Annotated in this window: 24 protein-coding genes; 13 read left to right on the top strand and 11 right to left on the bottom strand. The window is 67.2% G+C overall.

Annotated elements, in window-relative coordinates; genetic code table 11:
• Positions 1 to 188: 188 nt before the first annotated feature.
• Positions 189 to 1133, top strand: coding sequence for an ABC transporter ATP-binding protein (locus DGN21_RS17180; RefSeq protein ID WP_054593062.1), 945 nt, complete (start codon positions 189 to 191; stop codon positions 1131 to 1133).
• Positions 1130 to 1891, top strand: a complete 762-nt coding sequence (locus tag DGN21_RS17175) for an ABC transporter permease (RefSeq protein ID WP_054593061.1) — start codon at positions 1130 to 1132, stop codon at positions 1889 to 1891. The genes DGN21_RS17180 and DGN21_RS17175 overlap by 4 nt, the downstream gene beginning before the upstream one ends.
• Before the next feature lie 389 nt (positions 1892 to 2280).
• On the opposite strand, the gene DGN21_RS17170 is transcribed toward DGN21_RS17175, so the two are convergent.
• The gene (locus DGN21_RS17170; RefSeq protein ID WP_046344507.1) at positions 2281 to 2547 is read right to left on the bottom strand and encodes a DUF3297 family protein; all 267 of its coding nucleotides are present in this window, start codon (positions 2545 to 2547) and stop codon (positions 2281 to 2283) included.
• 163 nt (positions 2548 to 2710) lie between these two features.
• Here DGN21_RS17170 and DGN21_RS17165 point away from each other — a divergent pair, with 163 nt between their 5' ends.
• On the top strand, positions 2711 to 3262 hold the full coding sequence (locus DGN21_RS17165) for a hypothetical protein (protein ID WP_126966597.1): 552 nt from the start codon (positions 2711 to 2713) through the stop codon (positions 3260 to 3262).
• Positions 3263 to 4059: 797 nt separating this feature from the next.
• On the opposite strand, the gene DGN21_RS17160 is transcribed toward DGN21_RS17165, so the two are convergent.
• The 5 genes from DGN21_RS17160 to msrB form a co-directional block, all read right to left on the bottom strand.
• Complete coding sequence (locus DGN21_RS17160; RefSeq protein ID WP_024940290.1) at positions 4060 to 4344, bottom strand: DUF4031 domain-containing protein; 285 nt, start codon at positions 4342 to 4344, stop codon at positions 4060 to 4062.
• A gap of 9 nt (positions 4345 to 4353) precedes the next feature.
• On the bottom strand, positions 4354 to 5037 hold the full coding sequence (locus tag DGN21_RS17155) for a hypothetical protein (protein ID WP_241235267.1): 684 nt from the start codon (positions 5035 to 5037) through the stop codon (positions 4354 to 4356).
• A gap of 391 nt (positions 5038 to 5428) precedes the next feature.
• The gene (motB, locus tag DGN21_RS17150) at positions 5429 to 6625 is read right to left on the bottom strand and encodes a flagellar motor protein MotB (protein WP_126966599.1); all 1197 of its coding nucleotides are present in this window, start codon (positions 6623 to 6625) and stop codon (positions 5429 to 5431) included.
• Between the two features lie 10 nt (positions 6626 to 6635).
• Positions 6636 to 7490: a flagellar motor stator protein MotA gene (gene motA / locus DGN21_RS17145; protein WP_024940287.1), complete on the bottom strand. Its 855-nt coding sequence runs from the start codon at positions 7488 to 7490 to the stop codon at positions 6636 to 6638.
• A 414-nt stretch (positions 7491 to 7904) separates the two neighbouring features.
• A complete protein-coding gene (gene msrB / locus DGN21_RS17140) occupies positions 7905 to 8369 on the bottom strand; it encodes a peptide-methionine (R)-S-oxide reductase MsrB (RefSeq protein WP_102253354.1) in 465 nt (154 codons plus the stop codon).
• 417 nt (positions 8370 to 8786) lie between these two features.
• Between msrB and DGN21_RS17135 the strand changes: the two genes are divergently transcribed.
• The gene (locus DGN21_RS17135; protein ID WP_126966600.1) at positions 8787 to 9218 is read left to right on the top strand and encodes a hypothetical protein; all 432 of its coding nucleotides are present in this window, start codon (positions 8787 to 8789) and stop codon (positions 9216 to 9218) included.
• Between the two features lie 39 nt (positions 9219 to 9257).
• Here the strand turns inward: DGN21_RS17135 and DGN21_RS17130 are convergent, their stop codons facing one another.
• Positions 9258 to 9737, bottom strand: coding sequence for an Lrp/AsnC ligand binding domain-containing protein (locus DGN21_RS17130; RefSeq protein ID WP_024940284.1), 480 nt, complete (start codon positions 9735 to 9737; stop codon positions 9258 to 9260).
• A gap of 148 nt (positions 9738 to 9885) precedes the next feature.
• On the opposite strand from DGN21_RS17130, the gene DGN21_RS17125 reads away from it, so the two are divergent.
• Together DGN21_RS17125 and alr are read left to right on the top strand one after the other, a co-directional pair.
• The gene (locus tag DGN21_RS17125) at positions 9886 to 11175 is read left to right on the top strand and encodes a D-amino acid dehydrogenase (protein WP_039525213.1); all 1290 of its coding nucleotides are present in this window, start codon (positions 9886 to 9888) and stop codon (positions 11173 to 11175) included.
• Positions 11175 to 12275 (top strand): alanine racemase, encoded by a 1101-nt coding sequence (gene alr, locus DGN21_RS17120; protein ID WP_046344495.1) that lies wholly within the window; start codon positions 11175 to 11177, stop codon positions 12273 to 12275. The genes DGN21_RS17125 and alr overlap by 1 nt, the downstream gene beginning before the upstream one ends.
• Positions 12276 to 12490: 215 nt before the next feature.
• Here the strand turns inward: alr and DGN21_RS17115 are convergent, their stop codons facing one another.
• Positions 12491 to 13066 (bottom strand): DUF3016 domain-containing protein, encoded by a 576-nt coding sequence (locus DGN21_RS17115; RefSeq protein ID WP_024940281.1) that lies wholly within the window; start codon positions 13064 to 13066, stop codon positions 12491 to 12493.
• Between the two features lie 249 nt (positions 13067 to 13315).
• On the opposite strand from DGN21_RS17115, the gene DGN21_RS17110 reads away from it, so the two are divergent.
• The 5 genes from DGN21_RS17110 (at position 13316) to DGN21_RS17090 (ending at position 18036) form a co-directional block, all read left to right on the top strand.
• Positions 13316 to 13762, top strand: a complete 447-nt coding sequence (locus tag DGN21_RS17110) for a hypothetical protein (RefSeq protein WP_046346071.1) — start codon at positions 13316 to 13318, stop codon at positions 13760 to 13762.
• A complete protein-coding gene (locus tag DGN21_RS17105; protein WP_104574587.1) occupies positions 13749 to 14039 on the top strand; it encodes a hypothetical protein in 291 nt (96 codons plus the stop codon). The genes DGN21_RS17110 and DGN21_RS17105 overlap by 14 nt, the downstream gene beginning before the upstream one ends.
• 107 nt (positions 14040 to 14146) lie before the next feature.
• On the top strand, positions 14147 to 16180 hold the full coding sequence (locus DGN21_RS17100) for a PAS domain-containing sensor histidine kinase (protein ID WP_160955162.1): 2034 nt from the start codon (positions 14147 to 14149) through the stop codon (positions 16178 to 16180).
• 125 nt (positions 16181 to 16305) lie between these two features.
• Entirely contained in the window at positions 16306 to 16614 is a 309-nt protein-coding gene (locus tag DGN21_RS17095) for a DUF3247 family protein (protein ID WP_016903450.1), read from the top strand.
• A gap of 87 nt (positions 16615 to 16701) precedes the next feature.
• Positions 16702 to 18036: a sorbosone dehydrogenase family protein gene (locus DGN21_RS17090; RefSeq protein ID WP_024940276.1), complete on the top strand. Its 1335-nt coding sequence runs from the start codon at positions 16702 to 16704 to the stop codon at positions 18034 to 18036.
• Positions 18037 to 18146: 110 nt separating this feature from the next.
• On the opposite strand, the gene DGN21_RS17085 is transcribed toward DGN21_RS17090, so the two are convergent.
• Positions 18147 to 18407, bottom strand: coding sequence for a hypothetical protein (locus DGN21_RS17085; protein WP_087962350.1), 261 nt, complete (start codon positions 18405 to 18407; stop codon positions 18147 to 18149).
• 192 nt (positions 18408 to 18599) lie between these two features.
• On the opposite strand from DGN21_RS17085, the gene DGN21_RS17080 reads away from it, so the two are divergent.
• Both DGN21_RS17080 and DGN21_RS17075 read left to right on the top strand, forming a co-directional pair.
• Complete coding sequence (locus tag DGN21_RS17080) at positions 18600 to 19667, top strand: class I SAM-dependent methyltransferase (protein ID WP_054592389.1); 1068 nt, start codon at positions 18600 to 18602, stop codon at positions 19665 to 19667.
• A complete protein-coding gene (locus tag DGN21_RS17075) occupies positions 19664 to 20377 on the top strand; it encodes a pseudouridine synthase (RefSeq protein WP_126966601.1) in 714 nt (237 codons plus the stop codon). The genes DGN21_RS17080 and DGN21_RS17075 overlap by 4 nt, the downstream gene beginning before the upstream one ends.
• Positions 20378 to 20451: 74 nt before the next feature.
• Here the strand turns inward: DGN21_RS17075 and DGN21_RS17070 are convergent, their stop codons facing one another.
• Complete coding sequence (locus tag DGN21_RS17070) at positions 20452 to 21258, bottom strand: SDR family oxidoreductase (RefSeq protein WP_104567937.1); 807 nt, start codon at positions 21256 to 21258, stop codon at positions 20452 to 20454.
• 187 nt (positions 21259 to 21445) lie between these two features.
• Positions 21446 to 22006, bottom strand: a complete 561-nt coding sequence (locus DGN21_RS17065) for a DUF1415 domain-containing protein (protein WP_016903456.1) — start codon at positions 22004 to 22006, stop codon at positions 21446 to 21448.
• Between the last annotated feature and the right edge of the window lie 4 nt (positions 22007 to 22010).

Raw genomic sequence — 22010 nt, 5'->3', positions numbered from 1 at the left:
GGGAAAGCCCCATCGCGCTCAGGCGCGCTCCTACGGAGATGCGCCGACTAACGGACGCAGCAGGCGTGCGCGGTCCAGTTCGCTGAAGCTTCCCGGCGCGCGCCGGAAGACACCATTCCATCCGCACTTCTCCCATCTTCATGGCGCACGGCCTACCCTGTGCGGCTGATCGCTCCAGTGCAGAAGACATGACTCCAATCGTTTCCATCCAGGGATTGAGCAAGACCTACGCTGGCGGTTTTCAGGCGCTCAAGCAGGTGGACCTTCAGATCCGGCGCGGCGAGATCTTCGCGCTGCTCGGTCCCAATGGCGCCGGCAAGACCACGCTGATCAGCATCATCTGCGGGCTGATCAACCCCAGCACCGGCACCGTGCTGGCCGATGGCCACGACATCGTGCGCGACTACCGCGCCGCGCGTGCCAGCATCGGCCTGGTGCCGCAGGAGCTGGCCACCGACGCGTTCGAAACCGTGTGGGCCACCGTGCGCTTCAGTCGCGGGCTGTTCGGCAAGCCGGCCAATGCGGCGTATCTGGAAACGGTGCTGCGCGAGCTCTCGCTGTGGGACAAGCGCCACAACAAGATTTCCACGCTGTCGGGCGGCATGAAGCGGCGCGTGCTGATCGCCAAGGCGCTGGCGCACGAGCCGCGCATCCTGTTTCTGGACGAACCCACCGCAGGCGTGGACGTGGAGCTGCGTCACGACATGTGGCAGATGGTGCGCAGGCTGCGCGAGCAGGGCACCACGGTGATCCTGACCACCCATTACATCGAGGAAGCCGAAGACATGGCCGACCGGGTCGGGGTGATCAATCGCGGCGAGCTGGTGCTGGTGGAAGACAAGCACACGCTGATGCGCAAGCTCGGCAAGAAGCAGCTCACGCTGAGCCTGCAGGCGCCGCTGCAGGCCATCCCGGCCGCGCTGGCCGATCTGCCGCTGGAGCTGTCGGCCGACGGCAACAGCCTGGTCTACACCTTCGACACCCAGGCCGAGCAGACCGGTATCGGTGCGTTGCTGCGGCGGCTCAACGAGCAGGGCATCGACTTCAAGGACCTGCATTCCAGCGAGAGTTCGCTGGAGGAGATCTTCGTCAACCTGGTGCATGGCGCCCGCAACGTGGAGGTGCGCGCATGAACCGGCATGCGATCGCGGCGATCTATCGCTTTGAAATGGCGCGCGCCTTCCGCACGCTGACCCAGTCGATCGCCTCGCCGGTGTTGTCGACCTCGCTGTATTTCGTGGTGTTCGGCGCGGCGATCGGCTCGCGCATGGGCGACATCGACGGCGTCAGCTACGGGGCCTTCATCATTCCCGGGCTGGTGATGCTGTCCCTGCTCAACGAGAGCATTTCCAACGCCTCGTTCGGCATCTACATGCCGCGCTGGGCCGGCACCATCTACGAGGTGCTGTCGGCGCCGGTGGCCTGGTGGGAGATCGTGATCGGCTATGTGGGCGCGGCGGCCACCAAGTCGGTGTTGCTGGGCTTGCTGATCCTGCTCACCGCGCGGCTGTTCGTGCCTTACGAGATCGCGCATCCGCTGTGGATGCTGGGCTTTCTGGTGCTCACCGCGCTGACCTTCAGCCTGTTCGGTTTCATCATCGGCATCTGGGCCGACGGCTTCGAAAAACTGCAGGTGATCCCGCTGATGGTGGTGACGCCGCTGACCTTCCTGGGCGGCAGTTTCTACTCGATCAACATGCTGCCGCCGCTATGGCAGAAGGTCACCCTGTTCAATCCGGTGGTGTACCTGATCAGCGGGTTCCGCTGGAGTTTCTACGGCAAGGCCGACGTGCACATCGCGGTGAGCACCGGCATGACTTTCCTGTTCCTGCTGGTGTGCCTGGGCGTGGTGGCGGCAATCTTCCGCAGCGGTTACCGGCTCAAGGCGTGAGTGGTGACGGCAGTGGTTTGGTCGGCCGCACCCTGGTGGATGCCGTCGGCAGTCCGGGTCAACGTTGACTGGGGGAGTGCGCAGCGCCCTCGCGGCTCGCGGGACGCGCCGTGAACCCGGCCCTGGGGACTCGGTAGCCGCATCCATGCCGTCCCACGGTCTCGCAATCGGCGAGGGCGCCACGCCAGAGAGTTTGCCGGCTGCTTTATTGAAAGCTCTGCGCAACGAAACGACCACCTCCGATGGTCCTCGCCCTCTCGCAGTCGCCAGCGCTGACAAGGACGTACTTGCAGCGTGCCCCGCGAGGTGGGCGGGCCAGGGCCCTGCAGCCACGGCGCAGGGCAGCCGGCCTGCAGTAGCCCGGCGTGACGTGGTGGTGTCAGCCGCTCTTATTCGGCAGCAGGCTTGGCGTCGCTCTTGGTGTCCAGGAAGTAGGCCACCACCTCACCCTTGATCTTCATGGTCATCGGGTTGCCGCGACGGTCGCGGGCCTTGCCGACCTGCACCTTGATCCAGCCTTCGCTGACCGAATACTCCTCCACGTTGTCGCGTTCGACACCGTTGAAGCGCACGCCGACGCCGCGGCCGAGCGCATCGGCATTGTGGAACGGGCTGCGTGCATCGATGGCCAGATGATCGGGAGGGGTATCGCTCATGGGAAAGGCGTCATGGCGGCCGGGATGGCCGTCTTCGGCCGCACAGGATACGGGCCCGCGCCGCGAAGATCAGCCCCGGCGCTGCCTGCGCACGCGCCGGGCGGTTTGCTTGCGCCCCGCCAGGCCTCACACTTCACGCCTGTACTCCTGGAACCAGACCGCCATGCCCGATAACAGCGCCGATTACGAAGACGACGAAGGCCTGCAGCCCGAAGGCGACGAAGACGATGTCGACGACCACCCGGCGCGGGTGTGGAATCTGCTGGTGTTGATCAATCCCGGCGACGAAGACACCGCCATGGCCCAGTTCGATACCTGGCGCGAGGCGCAGGCCGACCTGGACGACGACGAGGGCGACGATGCCTGGTTGTGGGCCTTGAAGGATGCGATCGACTGGCGCTCGGGCTTTTTCGTGGACTGGAAGGACACCGACGCGTTCATTGCCGCCATCGACGAACTCAGCGCGCGCTGGAACCTGCGCATCGACTGGGGCGGCGACCTGGATGACGAGGAGTTTTCCAGCGATCTGAGTGTGCCCGACCTGATGGCGGTGGCCTTCGATCGTCTGCGCGAGCACGGCTACTCGCTGTGGAACTGGAACACCGGTGGCGACGCCTATGCCGGCTGGATCGCGCTCAGCCGCGACGACGACGCCATGCTGGCGCTGACCTCGCTGTTGGGGGTGGAAGTGCGGCTGGGGAATGAGGCGTTCTGAGGCGGGGCCGGGATTGGGGGAATCGGGATTGGAGTAATCGGGATTCCGGATTCCGGATTCGGGATTCGCAGGAACGATGTGTGGGTGTGGGTGTGTCGAGCCGCGGTGGTGCGTGCTGCCGCAGCAGCATGCCAAGCGCCTGGTGGCCACTAAGGTCTGCCGCGCAGGCATGGTCCACGGCCCAGCGATTGCCACGTAGGAGCGTGCCTGCGCGCGACGGGCGTTACCGTGACGGCTCCTCGCGCTCGGGCGCGCTCCTACAACGGCGTGCCGTCATGTGCAGAGGGATGCCGCCGGTCGTGAAGTTGCAGGCCTCTTTACCAGGAGGCTTACTCGGCACAGCGCTTGCCACGTAGGAGCGTGCCTGCGCGCGACGGGCATTACCGGGACGGCTCCTCGCGCTCAGGCGCGCTCCTACAACGGCGTGCCGTCATGTGCAGAGGGATGCCGCCGGTCGTGAAGTTGCAGGCCTCTTTACCAGGAGGCTTACTCGGCCCAGCGATTGCCACGTAGGAGCGTGCCTGCGCGCGACGGGCGTTACCGGGACAGCTCCTCGCGCTCAGGCGCGCTCCTACAACAGCGTGCCGTTATGGTGCGGAGGGGATGCCGCCGGTCGTGAAGTTGCAGGCCTCTTTACCAGGAGGCTTACACGGCCCAGCGATTGCCACGTAGGAGCGTGCCTGCGCGCGACGGGCGTTACCGGGACGGCTCCTCGCGCTCGGGCGCGCTCCTACAACGGCGCGCCGCCGATCAGCCCGCGGTTGCGCATCCCAAATCCCGACTCCCCAATCCCCGCCTCAAGGCGCCTCGCCGCGCGCCTGTGCACGCGCGTTGGCGATCAAGGCCTTGAGCAGGGCGCGGTCGGTGTGACGGGAGATCGCAATGGCACCGAGCGCGATCGCTTCGGCGCGTAGCGTTGCGGACACATCGTAGTGCGCGCCGCTGAGTTTGTTCTGGAAGGCGCGGCGGGGAATGCCCAGCCGCGCCGCCATTGCATGCAGCTCGTCCAGCGTATCGCCGAGCAGGTGCGCCCAGCGCTGCTCGCGCCACGGATGCACCGCATCGTCGACGTAGACGGCCACGGGCAGGCCTTAGGCCTTCTTGCCCTTCTTCTTGCCGCCGTCGGTTGCGTCGTCGGTGTCGTCCTGCGACGCGTCGCCTGCGGTCTCGGCAGCGGCGTCTTCGGCGGTGGCATCAGCATCGGCATCGGTGTCCGCGTCGGCATCTGCCGGGGCATCGCCTGCCTCGGCGTCTGTGTCTTCGGCTTCGCCGTCGTCGCCTTCAGCGTCGCTGTTCTCGAACTCGGACACCAGCGTGGTCAGGTATTCCTCGGCGGTCTTGCCGTCTTCGGCGGCCAGGTCGTCGATCATCTGCTGCAGCTGGGTGGAGTATTCCAGCGAGATGGTCTTGCCTTCCTTCTCCTGCAGATTGGCCAGGTGCTTGAGCATGGCCAGCATCGGCACCGGGTTGTCGGCGCTGCCCATGGTCTGGCCGCCGATCGACAGCAGCCATTCGCTGCCGTTTTGCAAGCCGATCGCAGCGACCACGCGGCCGTCGGCATCCTGCAGCACGGCATGGTTGGCGATCTGCGGCGCCTGGCCCAGACGGACGATCGGGCGCTTGGGTTGGGACTTCTTGCGCTTGTCGCGCTTGGCCTTGGAATTGCGGGACACGGTGTTCTCGACGCTGGGAATGGCCGACCATTCTAGGCGCTTGCGCGTGACCCGGCTCGGGTACCGCCGCCAGGCCGATGAACGCCGGCCGCGCCGGGGGATGCTGCTGTCGGCGCTTCCGGCGTTGCGAAGGCCGCTGACGCCGATATGCCGGACAGGCTGCAGCGGCTGGCACCGCGCGTCTGCCGGGCGCCAACGCGCGATTGCCGGTCAGGATCGGCATTCAGGACGACAAGCCCTACAAGCCCGACAAGCCCGACAAGCAGCCCGCAGGGCGACCAGATCCGGGATGCAAATCAAGTTCGGGATGCACATCGGATTCGACATGCACGATAACGTCTGCCGTCTGCCGTCTGCCGTCTGCCGTCTGCCGTCTGCCGTCTGCCGCCGCCCGCTGCCCGCTGCCCGCTGCCCGCAACCGCCAAGAACGCCAAGAACGCCAAGAACACCAAAAACCGCCAGGCAACCTCAGGCCAAGTTCCCGCAGCCGCCGTCAGCGCCGCGCGGGTACTTCGCTGACCGCAGTGCGCGGTGCGGCCACGGCGGCTTCGGCAGCCTTGGCCAGTGCGGTGGCCGAAGCCACCTGGCTGCGCGTGGAGACGCGCGGTGCCGCCGGCGCGGCGCTGGTGACCGGGGGTGCTGCAGCAGGCGGTGTGGCGCTGGCCGCAGCCGCAGGTCCACCCGCCGGCGCAGCAGCGCTGGGTCCTGCCGCAGGCAGCGCGGCCGGGGTCCCCGCCGCGGTGGTGGCGGTTGCTGCGGCACTCAGATCCGGCACATGGGTGTCGGCATCGTGGGTCGGCTTGCCCAGCGCAATGCCCTGGCCGGCGCCGGCCAGCGCGGCCTGTTCGGCATCCTGGGTCATCACCACGATGCTGATGCGGCGGTTGATCGGGTTCTGCGGGTCGGTCTTGTCGAACAGCACCGACGAGGACAGCCCCACCACGCGGGTGACCTTGGCATCGTCCATGCCGCCGCCCACCAGCGCACGGCGCGCGGCATTGGCGCGGTCGGCGCTGAGTTCCCAGTTGGTGTAACCGGTATCGCTGCTGTAGGCGGTGGTGTCGGTGTGGCCGGTGATGCTGATGTGGTTGGGCACCTGGTTGATGAAGCTGGACAGCTCGCGCAGGATCGCCACGGTGTACGGCTTGAGCTGGTCGCGGCCCATGTCGAACATCGGCCGGTTCTGCTTGTCCACGATCTGGATGCGCAGGCCGTCCGGGGTGAGGTCGAGCAGCAACTGGTCCTTGAACGGCTCCAGCGCCTGGCTCTTGTCGATGGCCTCTTTCAGGTCCTGCATCAGCGCTTCCAGGCGCTTTTTGTCCCTGGCGCGGCTGTCCTCGTTGGTGTCGGCAGCGTTGTCGCGCTTGCGGCCCATCTCGTCCTTCTGCCCCTTGGCCATGTCGGCGGTGCCGCCGAGCTTGATCATCGAGGTGCTGGCGCCACCAGGGCCGTTCATGCCCGGCGAGGGGGCCGGCGACTTGCCCGACAACGGGCTGGGATTGCGGAAGTATTCCGAGATCGCCGCGCGCTGCTCCTTGGTGGTGGCGGCCATCAGCCACAGCACCAGGAAGAACGCCATCATCGCGGTCACGAAGTCGGCAAACGCCACCTTCCAGGCGCCGCCATGATGGCCGCCGCCCTGCACCTTCTTGACCCGTCGGATGACGACGGTGGATTTGCCCTCGGCCATGACCGCGGTCCTACTTGATCGTCTTCAGGTGCGTTTCGAAATCCGCAAAGCTCGGACGCACGTTGGAGGGCAGCGTCTTGCGCGCGAATTCCAGCGCAATCTTCGGGTTGTAGCCACGCAGGCAGGCCAGCAGCGCGGTCTTGACCGCCTCGTACATGCGCCCGTCCTGCTCGGCGCGCGCTTCCATCGCCGCGGCCAGCGGTGCGACGAAGCCATAGGCCAGCAAAATGCCCAGGAAGGTGCCGACCAGGGCGGCGCCGACGTGGTGGCCGATCTCCTCGATCGGCCCGCCGATCGAACCCATGGTGATCACGATGCCGAGCACGGCCGCCACGATGCCGAAGCCGGGCAGGCCGTCGGACACCTTGCTCAGCGCATGCGAGGGCGCCAGCGCCTCGTGGTGATGTTTTTCCAGCTCCAGCTCGAGCAACGGCTCCAGCTCGTGCGGCTCGATATTGCTGCCGATCATCAGGCGCAGGCAGTCGGTGATGAAGTCCAGCAGGTGATGGTCGGCGACCACCTTGGGGTAGTTGCCGAAGATGGTGCTGTCCTGCGGTTTTTCGACGTGATCTTCCAGCGCCATGAAGCCATCGCGGCGCGCCTTGTTGAGCAGCTCGTAGATCAGGCTCAGCGTGTCCTTGTAGTCGTCGGACTTGTACTGCGGGCCCTTGAACACGCCCAGGATGCTGCTGAAGGTCTCCTTGACGATCTTGCCGGGCGTGCTGACCAGAAACGCGCCGAACGCCGCGCCACCGATGATCATCAGCTCGTACGGCTGCCAGAGCGCGCCCAGCTTGCCATGCGACAGCACATAGCCGCCGAGGACACTGACGATGACGACGATGAAGCCGATGATGATGAGCATGGCGCAGCCAAAAGCAAACAGGGTTGCTGTTGTTTCGGCTTGCGCGGCGGATTCTTGAAGCGCACGGCGTGAAGGTGTGCGGTGTAACTGAACGATCGCTTGGTGGATCGCTTCTTCACGCGGCAGGTTGCGGCGCTGTCGTTGCTAGCGCTAGGTGCGCTCAGGCCGTTCCAGCCCTTGATTGAAGGGCTTTGCGGCGCGGATACCCACTGCAAGCAATCTCTGCAACGCTCGTCGTGACGTAGTTTGGCGCAGCTGAGTCGGCGCTTGGTCGCAATGATGGTTCGACGCACTGCCGGGGTCGCTGCGCTGCGTCGCCGATGCGGCAGCGCCTGCCAGTGGGCGCATAGGTAGGCGCAGGTGTTGCAGGCATGCATCCGGCACGGAATCCCCGGGCCGGATGCATGTGTCGGCTCAGGCCGGTTGCGCTTCGGCGCCTGCGCGCTGCAAGGGGTTGGGCAGGACCTGGCCGTTTTCGGTAAAGCCCAGCGAGACCGAGTTCAGGCAGTGGCGTTCGCCGGTCGGCGGCGGGCCGTCGGGGAAGACGTGGCCCAGGTGGCTGTCGCAGCGCGCGCAGACGATCTCGGTGCGGATCATGCCGTAGCTGGTGTCGCGGATTTCGCGCACATGGGCGGTGTCGTACGGGGCAAAGAAGCTCGGCCAGCCGGTGCCGGATTCGAACTTGGCGCTGGAGCGGAACAACGGCAACCCGCACAGGCGGCAGGTGTAGACGCCGTCGAGCTTGTTGTCCAGGAACACCCCGCAGAACGGCGCTTCGGTGCCATGGTGCAGCAGCACGCGCTGTTCCTCGTCGCTGAGCCCGGCGATCAGGGCGTCGCGTTGGGCGGGGGAGGGAGGGGTCAGATCGAACTGGCTCATGGGGTTCTCGCATGCGCGCGCTGGCAGGGTGCCGCGCCTGCACCCGTGATGTGGGCGCTGTCGGCGTGGTTCAAGCGTGCCGGGACCAAGCCCCTCTCCCGCCGGGGCGCCACTGCACAGCTTGCGCGCCACTGGCGCGCGTGCCTTGGTGCGCCTGCGCCGCTGGCGCAGGGCGGGGCGCGGAGCGGGGTTGGGGTGAGGGCACGGCGGCGAAGCCACGACGCAGTACTGATTGCCAGGCTTCACGCACCCTCATCCGGCGCTGTGCGCCAGCTTGTCCCGATGGGAGCAGACAAGTGCCTTTCGCGCCGCACTCATCTCGCGAACGCGTTCAGGCCATAGCCGGCCCGATGCATTGCCGCAGCACGCCGGCGCCCCCATCCAGTGAGTACTCCTCGATCAAGCACGGTGTCCGTCATGGCGATCCCTTCTTCAATGCGCGGCCTGCTGCTGTGTGGCCTGCTGGCTGCCGCCAGCGCTGCGGCGGCGCAATCGGCCACCAGCACACGCTCGTCCAATACGCTGCAGCCGATCACCAGCCCGACGCCCGCCCAGCCCACGCTGACCGCGCCGCGCGCAGTGCAGCCCGCGCCGGCCACGGCTCCGGTGCCATCGCAGCTCGGCCAGCGCCCGTCCGCGCCCACCATCCCGACCCGTGGCCCGGCCCAAACGCCGGTGGCGCCGGCCGGCAGCCAGGTTGCGCCGGCCAGCGCGCCGATGGTCTACGACCGCAATGGCCGCTTGCTGCAGGGCATGCAGCCGGCCGGCGCCAACCGCGTGCTGGATACCAAGACCGGGCGCTATTACGACGCGGTCCCGGCCGGTGACGGCATGCGCGTGGTGCGCTGACCCGCGCCGTTACCAATCCCGACTCCCGAATCCCAAATCTCAGCCCTCGATCGGCAACGCCAGGGTCTCCTTGACCTCTTCCATCACGATGTAGCTCTTGGACTCGCGCACATGCGGCATGGTCAGCAAGGTGCTGCCGAGCAGCTTGCGGTAGGAGGCCATCTCGCTGATGCGCGCCTTGAGCAGGTAGTCGAAATCGCCCGAGACCAGATGGCATTCCAGGACGTTGGGCAGCTTGAGCGCGGCGCGCCGGAACTCCTCGAAGATGTCGCCGGACTTGTAGGCCAGGCTGATCTCCACGAACACCAGCAGGCTGGCCTTGAGATAGTGCGGGTCCAGCCGTGCGTAGTAACCGGTAATGGCGCCATCGCGCTCCAGCCGGCGCACGCGCTCGGTGCAGGGCGTGGTCGACAGGCCCACCCGCTCGCCCAGTTCGGTAAAGGAAATCCGCCCCTCCTGCTGCAGGATGCGCAGGATCTTGCGGTCGATCTTGTCCAGCTCGCGGGTGCGCGTCGTCATCGGGTCTGCTTCCACAGGGTTTGACAGGAGGATTCACTGCCAAGGCGGGCCGATTCCAGAAATGGCACTGCCTGGCTCGCAATATACTGCGTCTAACTGTCCCCCTCGGCGCCTGCTTGTGGGGGAATACCCTTTCCAGGAGAACGACATGCGGGTGCTCATTCTCGGTAGTGGCGTCATCGGCACCACCACGGCCTGGTATCTGGCGCAGGCCGGTTGCGAGGTCACCGTGGTCGACCGCCAGCCGGCGGCGGCGCTGGAAACCAGCTACGCCAACGCCGGCCAGCTGTCGTTCGGCTACACCTCGCCGTGGGCCGCGCCCGGCGTGCCCGGCAAGGCGGTGAAGTGGCTGTTCGAGCAGCATGCACCGCTGTCGATCCGGCCCACCCGCGACCTGCGTCAGCTGGCCTGGCTCAGCCAGATGCTGCGCAACTGTACCGCCGAGCGCTATGCAGTGAACAAGGCGCGCATGGTGCGCATGTCCGACTACAGCCGCGATTGCCTGAACGCATTGCGTGCCAGCACCGGCATCGAGTTCGAGGGCCGTCAGCTCGGTACCACCCAGCTGTTTCGCACCCAGCAGCAACTGGATGCCGCCGCGCAGGACATTGAGGTGCTGGCCCAGTACGGCGTGCCCTACGAGCTGCTGACCCCGGCGCAGATTGCGCAGTTCGAACCGGGCCTGGCCGGCGGTGGCGCGCAAATGGCCGGCGCCCTGCGCCTGCCCGAGGACCAGACCGGCGACTGCCGGCTGTTCACCCAGCGCCTGGCCGAACTGGCCGCGCAGGCGGGGGTGGAGTTCCGCTACGGGCAGCAGATCGAGCATCTGCAGCACGCAGGCGGGCGCGTCACCGGCGTGCAGATCGATGGCCGCATCGAGACCGCCGACCGCTACGTGCTGGCGCTGGGCAGCTATTCGGCCGACCTGCTGCTCTCGCTCGGCCTGCACCTGCCGGTGTATCCGCTCAAGGGCTATTCGCTGACCATCCCGATCGTGGATGCCGCGCGCGCGCCGACCTCCACGGTGCTGGACGAGAGCTACAAGATCGCGCTGACCCGCTTCGACGACCGTATCCGCGTCGGCGGCATGGCCGAGGTGGCCGGCTTCGACCTGTCGTTGAATCCGCGCCGCCGCGCCACGCTGGAGATGGTGGTCAACGACCTGTTCCCCGGCGCCGGCGATCTGGCCCAGGCCGAGTTCTGGACCGGCCTGCGCCCGGCCACGCCGGACGGCACGCCGGTGGTCGGTGCCACGCCGTATGCCAACCTGTTCCTCAATACCGGCCACGGCACCCTGGGCTGGACCATGGCCTGCGGCTCGGGCCGCTATCTGGCCGACCTGATGCAGGGCCGCACGCCCGACATCGATAGCGAAGGCCTGGACATCTTCCGTTACCTGTCGCCACGCAGCGCCCGCGCGCAGCAGGAGGCTGCGTAGTGCGTCCTGCGCAAGCGTTGATCGACCTGGACGCATTGCGTCACAACTACCGCCTGGCCAAGCGCCTGGGCGGCAGCAAGGCCCTGGCGGTGGTCAAGGCCGATGCCTACGGCCACGGCGCGGTGCGCTGCGCGCAGGCGCTGGACGGCGAGGCCGACGGCTTTGCGGTGGCCTGCATCGAAGAAGCCCTGGAGCTGCGTCAGGCCGGCATCCGCGCACCGATCCTGCTGCTGGAAGGGTTCTTCGAACACGACGAACTGCGCCTGATTGCCGAGCATGATCTGTGGACGGTGGTGGCCACGCCGCAGCAGGTGCGCGCGCTGGCCGAGTTCCAGAGCCCGCGTCCGTTGCGGGTATGGCTGAAGCTGGACAGCGGCATGCACCGGCTGGGCCTGTCACCGGAAGACTTTCGTGCGGCGTGGTTGCGTCTGCGCGGGCTGCCGCAGATCGCCTCGCTGGTGTTGATGACCCATCTGGCGCGCGCCGATGAGCTGGAGTGCAGCCGCACCGACGAGCAGGCGGTGGCGTTCGCACTCACTGCAGGCGGCATGCAGGCCGAAACCAGCCTGCGCAATTCGCCCGGCCTGCTCGGCTGGCCGGCGCTGCGCAACGATTGGTCGCGCCCGGGGCTGATGCTGTATGGCGCAAACCCGTTTCCGCAGGACACCGACACCACCGCGCAACTGCGCCCGGTGATGACGCTGCGCTCGCGCATCATCTCCGTGCGCGAGCTGCCGGCCGGCGAGCCGGTGGGGTACGGCGCCCGCTTCGTCGCCGAGCGGCCCACCCGCGTCGGCGTGGTGGCGGCCGGTTATGCCGACGGCTATCCGCAGTTCGCCCCCAACGGCACCCCGGTGCTGGTGGATGGACAGGTCTGCCCGCTGATCGGGCGTGTGTCGATGGACATGCTGACCGTGGATCTCACCGAGCACCCGCAGGCCGACATCGGTGCGTCAGTGCAGCTGTGGGGAGATGCGCCGCGCGTCAGTCCGCTGGCAACGCAGTGCAATGTCAGCGCATATCAACTGCTGTGTGGACTCAAGCGCGTGCCGCGGACGTATGTGGGTGAGGCGGCAGTGGGCGAGGGAGTCACGCGGTGAGATGTCTCTTCTCCCATCGGGAGAAGGTGCCCCGAAGGGGCGGATGAGGGGACGCGAAGCCACACTTGGAACGACAGGTGGGCTTCGCCCGTACCCTCACCCCAACCCCCGCTCCGCGCCCCGGCCTGCGCCAGCGGCGCAGGCGCACCAAGGCACGCGCGCCAGTGGCGCGCAAGCCGTGCCGTGCCCCAACGGGAGAGGCTTGAAGCGGCTGCTTACAGCCCGGCGGTACTCCGGTCGCCGCGGAACTGCTTGCGCACCCAGTCGTCGATCATCGCCTTTTCGAAGCGCAGCGGATCGCTGTCGGTCAGGCGCGGGCCGCTCATCAGAAACGCCGAATCCACCAGCTTGCGTTCGCCCTGGTCGATCACCTGACCATCGGCGCCGGTCAGCGTGTAGTTGAAGCTCAGGCGCGGCGGGTAGATGTCCTTGACGATGCGCACGTCCTGCATGCGCGGCCCGTGCCAGGGCTCATACTGGCCGGCGCGGCGGATGTCGGTGATGGTCACGCTCAGGCGCTGGCCGTCGGGCAGCTTGCGCGCGGCGCTCTGCTGGAAATAGGTCGCCAGCTGGGTCACCCAGTCGCCACGCTGCGCTTCCCAGCGGTTGCCGCTGAAGCGCACTTCGGAAAACTGCGCCGGGTCGGTCCAGCGCACATCGACCTTGCCATCGCCGGTCAGCGCGCGTGGCGCCTGCGGGTCGGTGACGTTGCGTACACGTGCCTGCGCGCCGGTTGCCGCGAGCAGTCCTGCCAGCAACAGGCTGGCGCCGCAAAGGCTGGAACGTTTCATGGAAAGTCTCCAAGCGGAAGGTACGTGGACGTACCGGGCGTCATTGCAGTGTGGGGGCGCGTCTGACCGCCCGCAACGCTTGCCGCGCAAGGGCTTGCCGGCCATTGCCACGCGGTTAATCCGCAGCGCTGGCGCCATGACGGCGGGTTCACCGCGCCTGCGCCTGCGCTTCACGGCGCAGCCAGGAAGATCGCCAGCATGGACACCCACTCTTTCCGCACAAAGTCAGCCTCTTCGGCGCCGGCACACCTGCCGTCGGACGTGCGCCTGCAGTTCATCGACTGGGCGAAACAACACGGCCATAACCCCTCCACCGGGGCCGCCGCCTTCGTCGCCCTGCAAAGCGATGTGGATCTGGATCTGGCGACCCGCGCGCTGCGGATGGAACCGGGAGCCTCGCCGCGCGATGCCTTGCGCGAACACCTGGCCGCGCTGGCGCGCCAGGGCGATGTGGCGGTGCAGTTCCCGCCGGTCTACGCCTACACCGCCGCCAACGGGCTGGAATACCGCTACTCGCTGATGCTGGTGATCGCCGAGGATTGCGTCGAGTGGACCGGGCGGGTCTGGCAGGACCTGGATTACCAGGGAATGCTCACCGGCCGCGGCCAGGGTCCACGCGCCAACTACACCCAACTGGCGCGGATGGCGCTGGAACACGAGCTTGATCAGGAGCGCCCCCGTTATGTCCAGGCATGAACTCGAACTGCAGTTGCCGCTGGGCGCACAGGTCGCCACCGGCGAGGATGGTTTCAGCGAGCGCTGCCGCAGCGAATGCGCCAAACTTGGCCTGTCGCGGGTGCGGTTGCTGTTGCTAGACGCCGAGTACGCGCGTTCCACCGCCTGGCGCGAAGAAGCGCAGCGCTGGATGGACGAGCAGTTGCGCCGCGAAGGCGAGTGGGTGTTTCGCGGGGTAGTCGCCGGGATCGTGGTGCTGGCGGCCTGCATCGCGCTGTGCGCGGCGCTGCTGTGGTGATTCCTGGGGAGCCGGTGGCACGCGCGTGAACCGGGTCGGCCGGCTGTGCACCCGCTGACGACACCGGGCGTGGTTTCATCTGCTCGTCATCCGCCCTGGCATCACCCCTGGATCCCGATTTGAGCACCTCGACCACCAGCCCCGATCTGGCTACCAGCCACCCGGCAGCCCTCGCCGAGCCCTTCCTCGACCCGGGGATGTACCACGAGATCTTCCATAATCTGGACGCGGGGTTCTGCGTCATCGATATGGTGTTCGATGGCGACAAGGCCATCGATTACGTGATCCGGATGACCAATGGCGCGTTCGAGCGCTACACCGGTCTTTCCAATGTATTGAATGTCTCCATTCGCGGCATGCTGGTCGATCACGAACAGGAATGGTTCGACCGCTACGGCCATGTTGCCCGCACCGGCAACCGCATCCACTTCGAAATGCAGGCCAAGGCATTGCGCCGCTGGTATTCGGTGGACGCATTCCGGGTCGGGCAGCCGGAGCAGGCGCGGGTGGCGGTGTTGTTCATGGACATCACCGAGCGCAAGCGGGTGGAGCGCGAGCTGGCCGAGAGCGAGGCACGTTTCAGCGCCCTGGCCGATGGCCTGCCGATGCCGGTCTGGGTGCTGGACGCGCAAGGCGTGGTGCGCTTCGTCAACAGTGCCTATGGCGAATTTTTCGGCATCGATATTTCCAGCGGCACGGTGTCGGCCTGGAGCGAGTTGCTGCATCCGGACGACCTGTCGATCTTCCAGTTCGAACTGGCCACCGCATTGGAAGAACAGCGCGGCCTGCATGCACTGGTGCGTGCGCGCCGCCACGACGGGCAGTGGCGCTGGATCGAAATGACCGCCACGCCGCGCTATTCGGCCGACGGGCGCTTCATCGGCCTGGCCGGCAGCAGCCCGGACGTGACCGAACAACGCGAGATCGAACTGGCGCGCGAACAGCTGCTCGAATCCGAGCGCAGCGCACGCAACGAAGCCGAGAGCATGGCGCGGCTGAAGGACGAGTTCCTGGCCACCTTGTCGCACGAGTTGCGCACGCCGCTGACCACCATCCTGGGCTGGAGCGAGCTGCTGCTGCAGCGGGTCGAGGAAGGTCATCCCAATTACAAGGGCCTGTCGGTGATCGCCAGCAGCGCCCGTGCGCAGAAACGCCTGATCTCGGACATGCTCGACCTCAGCAGCATGTTGCTGGGCAAGGTGCAGCTGGAGGTCGAGTCGCTGGATCTGGTCGAACAGGTGCGCGAGGCCCTGAACACCCAGGAGCTGGCTGCCGAAGGCAAGGACCAGGTGCTGGAAGTACATGCCCCGTCCACGCCGTGCCTGGTGCTGGGCGATGCCACGCGGCTGCAGCAGGTGCTGTGGAATCTGCTGTCCAACGCGATCAAGTTCACCCCGGCGCATGGCCGCATCGACGTCACCATCGAGCGCGACGACGGCCACTTGCTGGTCGCGATACGCGATTCGGGCGACGGCATCGCAGCGGAGTTTCTGCCGCATCTGTTCGGCCGCTTCCGCCAGGCCGACGGCACTACCACGCGCCAGCATGGTGGGCTGGGCCTGGGCCTGGCGATCGTACAGCAGCTGGTGGAAATGCATGGCGGCCAGGTCAGCGCCACCAGCGGCGGCCGCGGCAAGGGCGCCACCTTCACGGTGCGCCTGCCGGAGCATATTCCCGATCAGGCCAGGAGGCCGCGGCGCGAGCTGCGCCGACGGCTGATGTCCGAGCAGATCATCGAAGCGCGCGCGCTCAATGGCTTGCGCCTGCTTGCGGTGGAAGACCAGCCGGACATGCTCGATTACCTGCGCCGCCTGCTGGAAGAGCAGGGCGCCGAAGTGGTCACCGCCGGCAGCGCCACCGATGCGCTGGCATTGATCGATCATCGCGGCCACGCACGCTTCGATCTGATGCTGACCGACATCGGCATGCCGGGCATGGATGGCTACGGGCTGATCCGCACCGTGCGCGAGAATATGGGGCTGGACGCGGCGGCACTGCCGGCCGTGGCAGTGACCGCCCTGGCACGCGACGACGATCGCAAGCGTGCGCTGGACTCCGGTTTCCAGGAGCATCTGGCCAAACCCTACAGCGTCGCCCAACTGGTCACCGCGGTGCGTGCCGCGCGCGAATCGGTGGAGTGAGACCGCAGGCGGCGCCGATGTCGCGCCGCTGCTCCGGCTGACAAGCACGGGTGAAAGAGGCTGTTTACTGCCTCTTTCACGGCCGATGGCCTAGCGTGGTGCATTCCCTCGATGGAGATGACGCCATGTCCAGATACGCCCCGCATGTCTATTCGGAACAAGTACAGATCGCCACGCTCGAACATTGGGTGTCGCTGCTCGGTGGCCAGGAGCGCGTGCGCGTCGAGCTCGACGACGGCAGCATGATCAGCGGCACCGTCGCCGTGCGCCCGAGCATCCAGACCTATCTGGACGACCAGCAGCGCGAAGGCCTCAACGGCCAGTTGCGCATCGACCAGCTGGATGCCGCGCAGGAGCCGCACTGGATCTGGATGGACCGCATCGTGGCAGTGCACCCCTTGCCGCTGGGCAGCGATCCGCAAGCCGCTCCCTGAGTCACGCATTGACGATGTGTTTACTTCTCGTCATGGCGTTGACGGCATGATGGCCGATTGTCGTAACTGTTCAGGATCAATCGCGCAATGAATGCTCCCGCGTTGAAGCTCGCCCGCTGGCCGCTGTCGCTGATGACCGTCGCCCTCCTCGCCGCCTGCGGCGATACCGCCACGCTTGCCATCGAACAAGGGACCGGGCCGAACCCGCAATTGCCCGAGCCGGTCAAACGCCTGATCCCCACCGTCAAGGTGGCGCCGGTCAAGCGCTGGACCGAGAACGCCAAGCCGATCGCTGCCGACGACCTGCAGGTGGCCGCGTTTGCGCGCGACCTGGATCACCCGCGCTGGGTCTATGTACTGCCGAACGGCGACGTGCTGGTGGCCGAGACCGCCGAGCCGCCCAAGCCGGAAGACGCCGAAGGCGGCGGCATCCGCAAGAAGGTGCAGGGCGCGATGATGAGCAAGGCCGGCGCCGTGGTGCCCAGTGCCAACCGCATCACCTTGCTGCGCGATGCCGACGGCGACGGCGTGGCCGAAGTGCGCACCCAGTTCATCAGCGGGCTGTTTTCCCCGTTCGGCATGGCCCTGATCGGCGATCGTTTCTACGTGGCCAATGCCGATGCGCTGGTGAGCTTTCCGTACAAGCCCGGCGAGACGCATATCACCGCCAAGCCGACCTTCGTGGCCAATCTGCCCGGCGGCCTGAATCATCATTGGACCAAGTCGCTGCTGGCCAGTGCCGATGGCAGCAAGCTGTATGTCGGCGTCGGTTCCAACAGCAACGTGGCCGAAAACGGCATGGAGGCCGAACTCAACCGCGCCGCGATCCTGGAGATCGACCCGGCCACCGGCAGCAGCCGGGTGTTCGCCAGCGGCTTGCGCAATCCGGTCGGCACCGCCTGGGAGCCGCAGAGCAAATCGCTCTGGGTGGTGGTCAACGAGCGCGACGAGATCGGCAGCGATCTGGTGCCGGACTACCTGACCTCGGTGCGCGACGGCGGCTTCTATGGCTGGCCCTACAGCTATTACGGCCAGCATGTGGACGAGCGGGTCAAACCGCAGAACCCCGAGCTGGTGGCCAAGGCGATCAAGCCCGACTACGCGCTGGGCCCGCATACCGCCTCGCTGGGCCTGAGCTTTGCCAGCGGAAGCCTGCTGCCGGAGCGCTTCCGCCAGGGCGCCTTCATCGGCCAGCACGGCTCGTGGAATCGCGACCCGCCCAGCGGCTACAAAGTGCTGTTCGTGCCGTTTGTCGATGGCAAGCCCAGCGGCACGCCGATCACGGTGCTGGATGGTTTTCTGGATGCCGAAGGCAATGCGCAGGGGCGCCCGGTGGGCGTGAGCCCGGACAATACCGGAGCGCTGCTGGTGGCCGACGATGTCGGCAATGTGATCTGGCGGGTGACACCCAAGGCGCGCTGATCCAGACAACGCGCTGGCTCAGGCGTTCAAACGAAAAAAACCGGGCCCAGGCCCGGTTTTTTCATGCGTGTGCCGCGATCGTGCGCGGTGCCACGCCAATGCGCCCACGCTCAGCGCGGCGGTTCGGGCGAAGCACTGAAGCGGCGCGCATAGCCACGTTCTTCGGTGATCCGGCTGATGTCGTCATCGGCCATTTCCGGGGCGCCATACACCGCATATGCCACGCTGCCATCGTCGCGCTCGCCGACCTGGTGCAGGCGGTAACGCGGCCGGCCCGCACCGGTGTTTTCGGGGTAGTGCATCGGTGGCGGGGTGTCATCCAGATCCATTTCGCTGTTGTCGACCACTCCACCTACGAACAGGGCTCGCATCGCGTCTCTCCGGTATTGGTGTGATTCCAGCCTAGGCGGGCGGATGTTGCGTGCGCATCAATAGACCGTATAGACATTGGAAGGGCCGCCGTCTGCAGGTCACGCAATCGAATGCCCGCCCAAGCGGGCGCCAGGGCGGGCGGCAGGCAGCGCTCCCTTACAATGGCGGCCTGTTCCCGACCCGATGATCCGATGGCTGGCCCGCACGATGCCCCGCTTCAAGCTCTGTTTCTGCCCTTCGCCCAGGGCGTGCTGCCATGGCCCAGCGGCCCGGTGCTGTTCCTGCGCGCGCGCGACGGGTTCCCGCTGCGCGAGCATGCGGCTGCCGATGCGCTGACCTGCGAGCAGAGCTTTCGTCCCTTCGCCGAGGCGCTGGAGCGCAATGGCTGGAACGTGCGCGAAGAGAGCGAGATCGAGGCCGACAGCACCCGTTACGCCCTGGTGCTGGTGTTGCCGCCGCGGCAACGCGAGGAAGCGCGTGCCCTGTTCGCGCGCGCGGTCGCGCTGGCCGCACCGGGCGGCCGCGTGGTGGCCTGCCAGTCCAACAACGAGGGCGCGCGCTCGGGCGAGGCGGATCTGCGTCAGCTCACCGGCCTGGCCGGCAGCCTGACCAAGCACCATTGCCGCACCTACTGGAGCGCACCGCTGCCTGCCGACACCGATGCGGCGCTGCAGGCGCGCTGGGCCGCGCTGGATGCGCCGCGCCCCATTCTGGATGGGCGCTTCGTCAGTCGCCCCGGCGTGTTTGCCTGGGACCGCATCGATCCTGCCTCGGCGCTGCTGGTCGAGCATCTGCCGAGCACCCTGGCCGGACACGGCGCCGATCTGGGCGCGGGCTTTGGCTATCTGTCGGCCGAGGTGCTGGCGCGTTGCCCCAAGGTCACCGGGCTGGATCTGTACGAGGCCGAGGCGCGCGCGCTGACCCTGGCGCGGCGCAACCTGCAGGCCATCGCGCATCCGGCGCAGCTGCAGTACCACTGGCGCGACGTCACCGCTGGCCTGGGGGCGCAGTACGATTTCATCGTCAGCAACCCGCCGTTCCACACGCCTTCGCGTGCCGATCGCCCGGATATCGGCCAGCGCTTCATCGCCGTGGCCGCGCAGGCGTTGCGCCCGGGTGGGCAGCTGCTGCTGGTCGCCAACCGGCATCTGCCCTACGAGTACGTGCTCAACGAAAGCTTCGGGCAGGTGCGCGTGGCCGCCGAACGCGACGGCTTCAAGCTGATTTCCGCCGTGCGCGGTCGCGGAGCGCGCGTATGAAGCTGGTCAAGCACATCGCCAACCTCGGCTACGGCAGCCGCAAGCAGGTGACCCAGCTATTTCGCCAGGGCGCGGTCACCGACGCCGCCGGCGAGGTGCTGTATGCCGACGACCAGGTGGAGCACGATGCGATCCGTATCGATGGCGAACCGCTGGATCCGCCGGCGGGTTTCAGCCTGCTGTTGCACAAGCCCGGCGGCTACACCTGCTCGACCAAGGACACCGGCCGGCTGATCTACGAACTGCTGCCGCCGCGCTTCCGTTTGCGCGCGCCGGTGCTGGCGCCCGTCGGGCGGCTGGATCGCGAGACCAGCGGCATGTTGCTGATGACCGACGACGGCGCGCTGCTGCACCGGATCATTTCGCCCAAGTCGGCGCTGGACAAGGTTTATGACGTCATCCTGGCCGAGGACCTGCGTGGAGACGAGGCGGGGCTGTTTGCCAGCGGCACGCTGTTGCTGGACGGCGAAACCAAGCCGCTGCTGCCGGCCGAACTGGACGTGCTCGGCCCACGCGAGGCACGCCTGACCCTGCACGAAGGCCGCTACCACCAGGTGCGGCGCATGTTCGCCGCCGCCGGCAATCACGTGGTGGCCTTGCACCGCAGCCGCATCGGTGGCTTGTCGCTGGATGGTCTGCCGTCCGGGCAATGGCGCGCGCTGGAGGCAGGGGATCTTGCGGTGTTGTTCGGCCGCAGCGAGCAGGCCTGAGCCACGCCGCTAGTGCTTGCGCCTGCGGCGCTTCCGGCCTGCGGTTTGCTGCAGGCCGCCTGCGCGGCAATGCCTCAGACGTACTGCATCTTGCGCGACATGCCGCCATCGACGATGAAGTCCTGCCCGGTCACAAAGCCGGACAGCTGCGGCGACAGCAGATAGACCGCCAGTTGCGCGATGTCTTCCGGCGTGCCGACCCGTCCGGCCGGATGCTGGGCATGGTCGCGCCGTGACAACTTGGGTGTGCGCCGGCGCGCCGGTGCGCGCCAAGCGTCGGTGCTGATCCAGCCCGGACTGATGCTGTTGACGCGCACCTGCGGGCCTTCGCTCAGCGCCAAGGCGTGGGTGAAGGCCACCAGCCCGCCCTTGGCGGCGGCATAGGCTTCGCTATGCGGCTCGGATTGCCAGGCGCGGGTGGAGGCGATGTTGACGATCGCACCGCCGTCCTGGGCCTGCGCCAATGCGGGCAAGGCCTGCTTGCTGCACAGGAAGGCGCCATGCAGGCTGGCCAGCCTGCGATTCCACTCGTCCCAGTCCAGTTGCGGCAATGGCGCCACATGCGGATCGGCCACGCCGGCGTTGTTGACCAGGCCATCGAGTCGCCCGAAGCGGGTGAGCGCGGTGGCGATCAGGCGCGTTGCCTGGGCCGGGCGCGCGGCATCGCACCGCACGAAGGCACTGCGTCGCGGCAATGCCCACTCCTGCAGGCAGGCCTTGCCGGCATCGGCATCCAGGTCGCCGATCACCACGCTGCCACCGGCGCCCAGCACCGCCTGCGCGATGCCACGGCCGATGCCTTGGGCGCCGCCGGTGATCACCACCACGCGGTCCTGCAACGGGGAGGGATTCCATGCGGAGACGGCGGGGGTCAGGGGCATCGGGCGCACCAGGGGAGTGAGGTCGCGCGCACTGTAACGCGGGCGCCGTGGTGGCCGTAGCAACGCGATCGCCGCGCGCGAGGCATGCAGATTGGTGGCTTGCCCGCCGTTATCGCGTCATGCCGCGCCGCTGCGCGCCGGCATCGCTGCGCGTTTCAGGCACGCGCAACCGCACCCGACGCGGCGGTCAGTGCTGCGATGCGCTCAACAACCGTTCCCAGCCGTCCTGGCCCAGGCGTTCCAGCGTCTGGATATTGCGTTCGACGATCACGTCCGGATCCGGAAACGCGGCCACCGCACGCTCCACGCTGTCTTCGCGCAGCAGGTGCAAGGTGGGGTAGGGCGAGCGGTTGGTGAAGTTGGCCACGTCATCCACCGCCGCGCCTGCGAACTGATAGTCCGGATGGAAGCTGGCCACCTGCAACACGCCACCCAGATCCAGCGCTTCCACCGCCGCATCGGCGTTGTCGAGGAAGTCGTTGTAGTCCAGGAAATCGGTGAGCACGTCCGGATGCACGATCAAGGTGGTGTCGATCTGCTCGGCCGGCGTGTCGCGCAGCAACACCAGCTCCTCGGCCAGTTGTTCGAGCAGCGCTTCGGGCGTGCTGGCATCGCTGAGCACCAGCCGCACCTGCTCCTTGACGTAGACCGCCTTGGCGAACGGGCACAGATTCAGGCCGATCACCGCGCGCTCGATCCACTGGCGGGTGGCGGTCAACGGGTCGAGCGTGGCAGGCGTGGTCGTCATCGTG

Origin of the sequence: Xanthomonas sp. MLO165 (assembly GCF_018831305.1) — a bacterium.
In the GTDB taxonomy this organism is placed as follows: domain Bacteria; phylum Pseudomonadota; class Gammaproteobacteria; order Xanthomonadales; family Xanthomonadaceae; genus Xanthomonas; species Xanthomonas arboricola.
The sequence above is the reverse complement of the archived record's forward strand: the minus strand, read 5'-3'. Positions and strand labels throughout refer to the sequence as shown.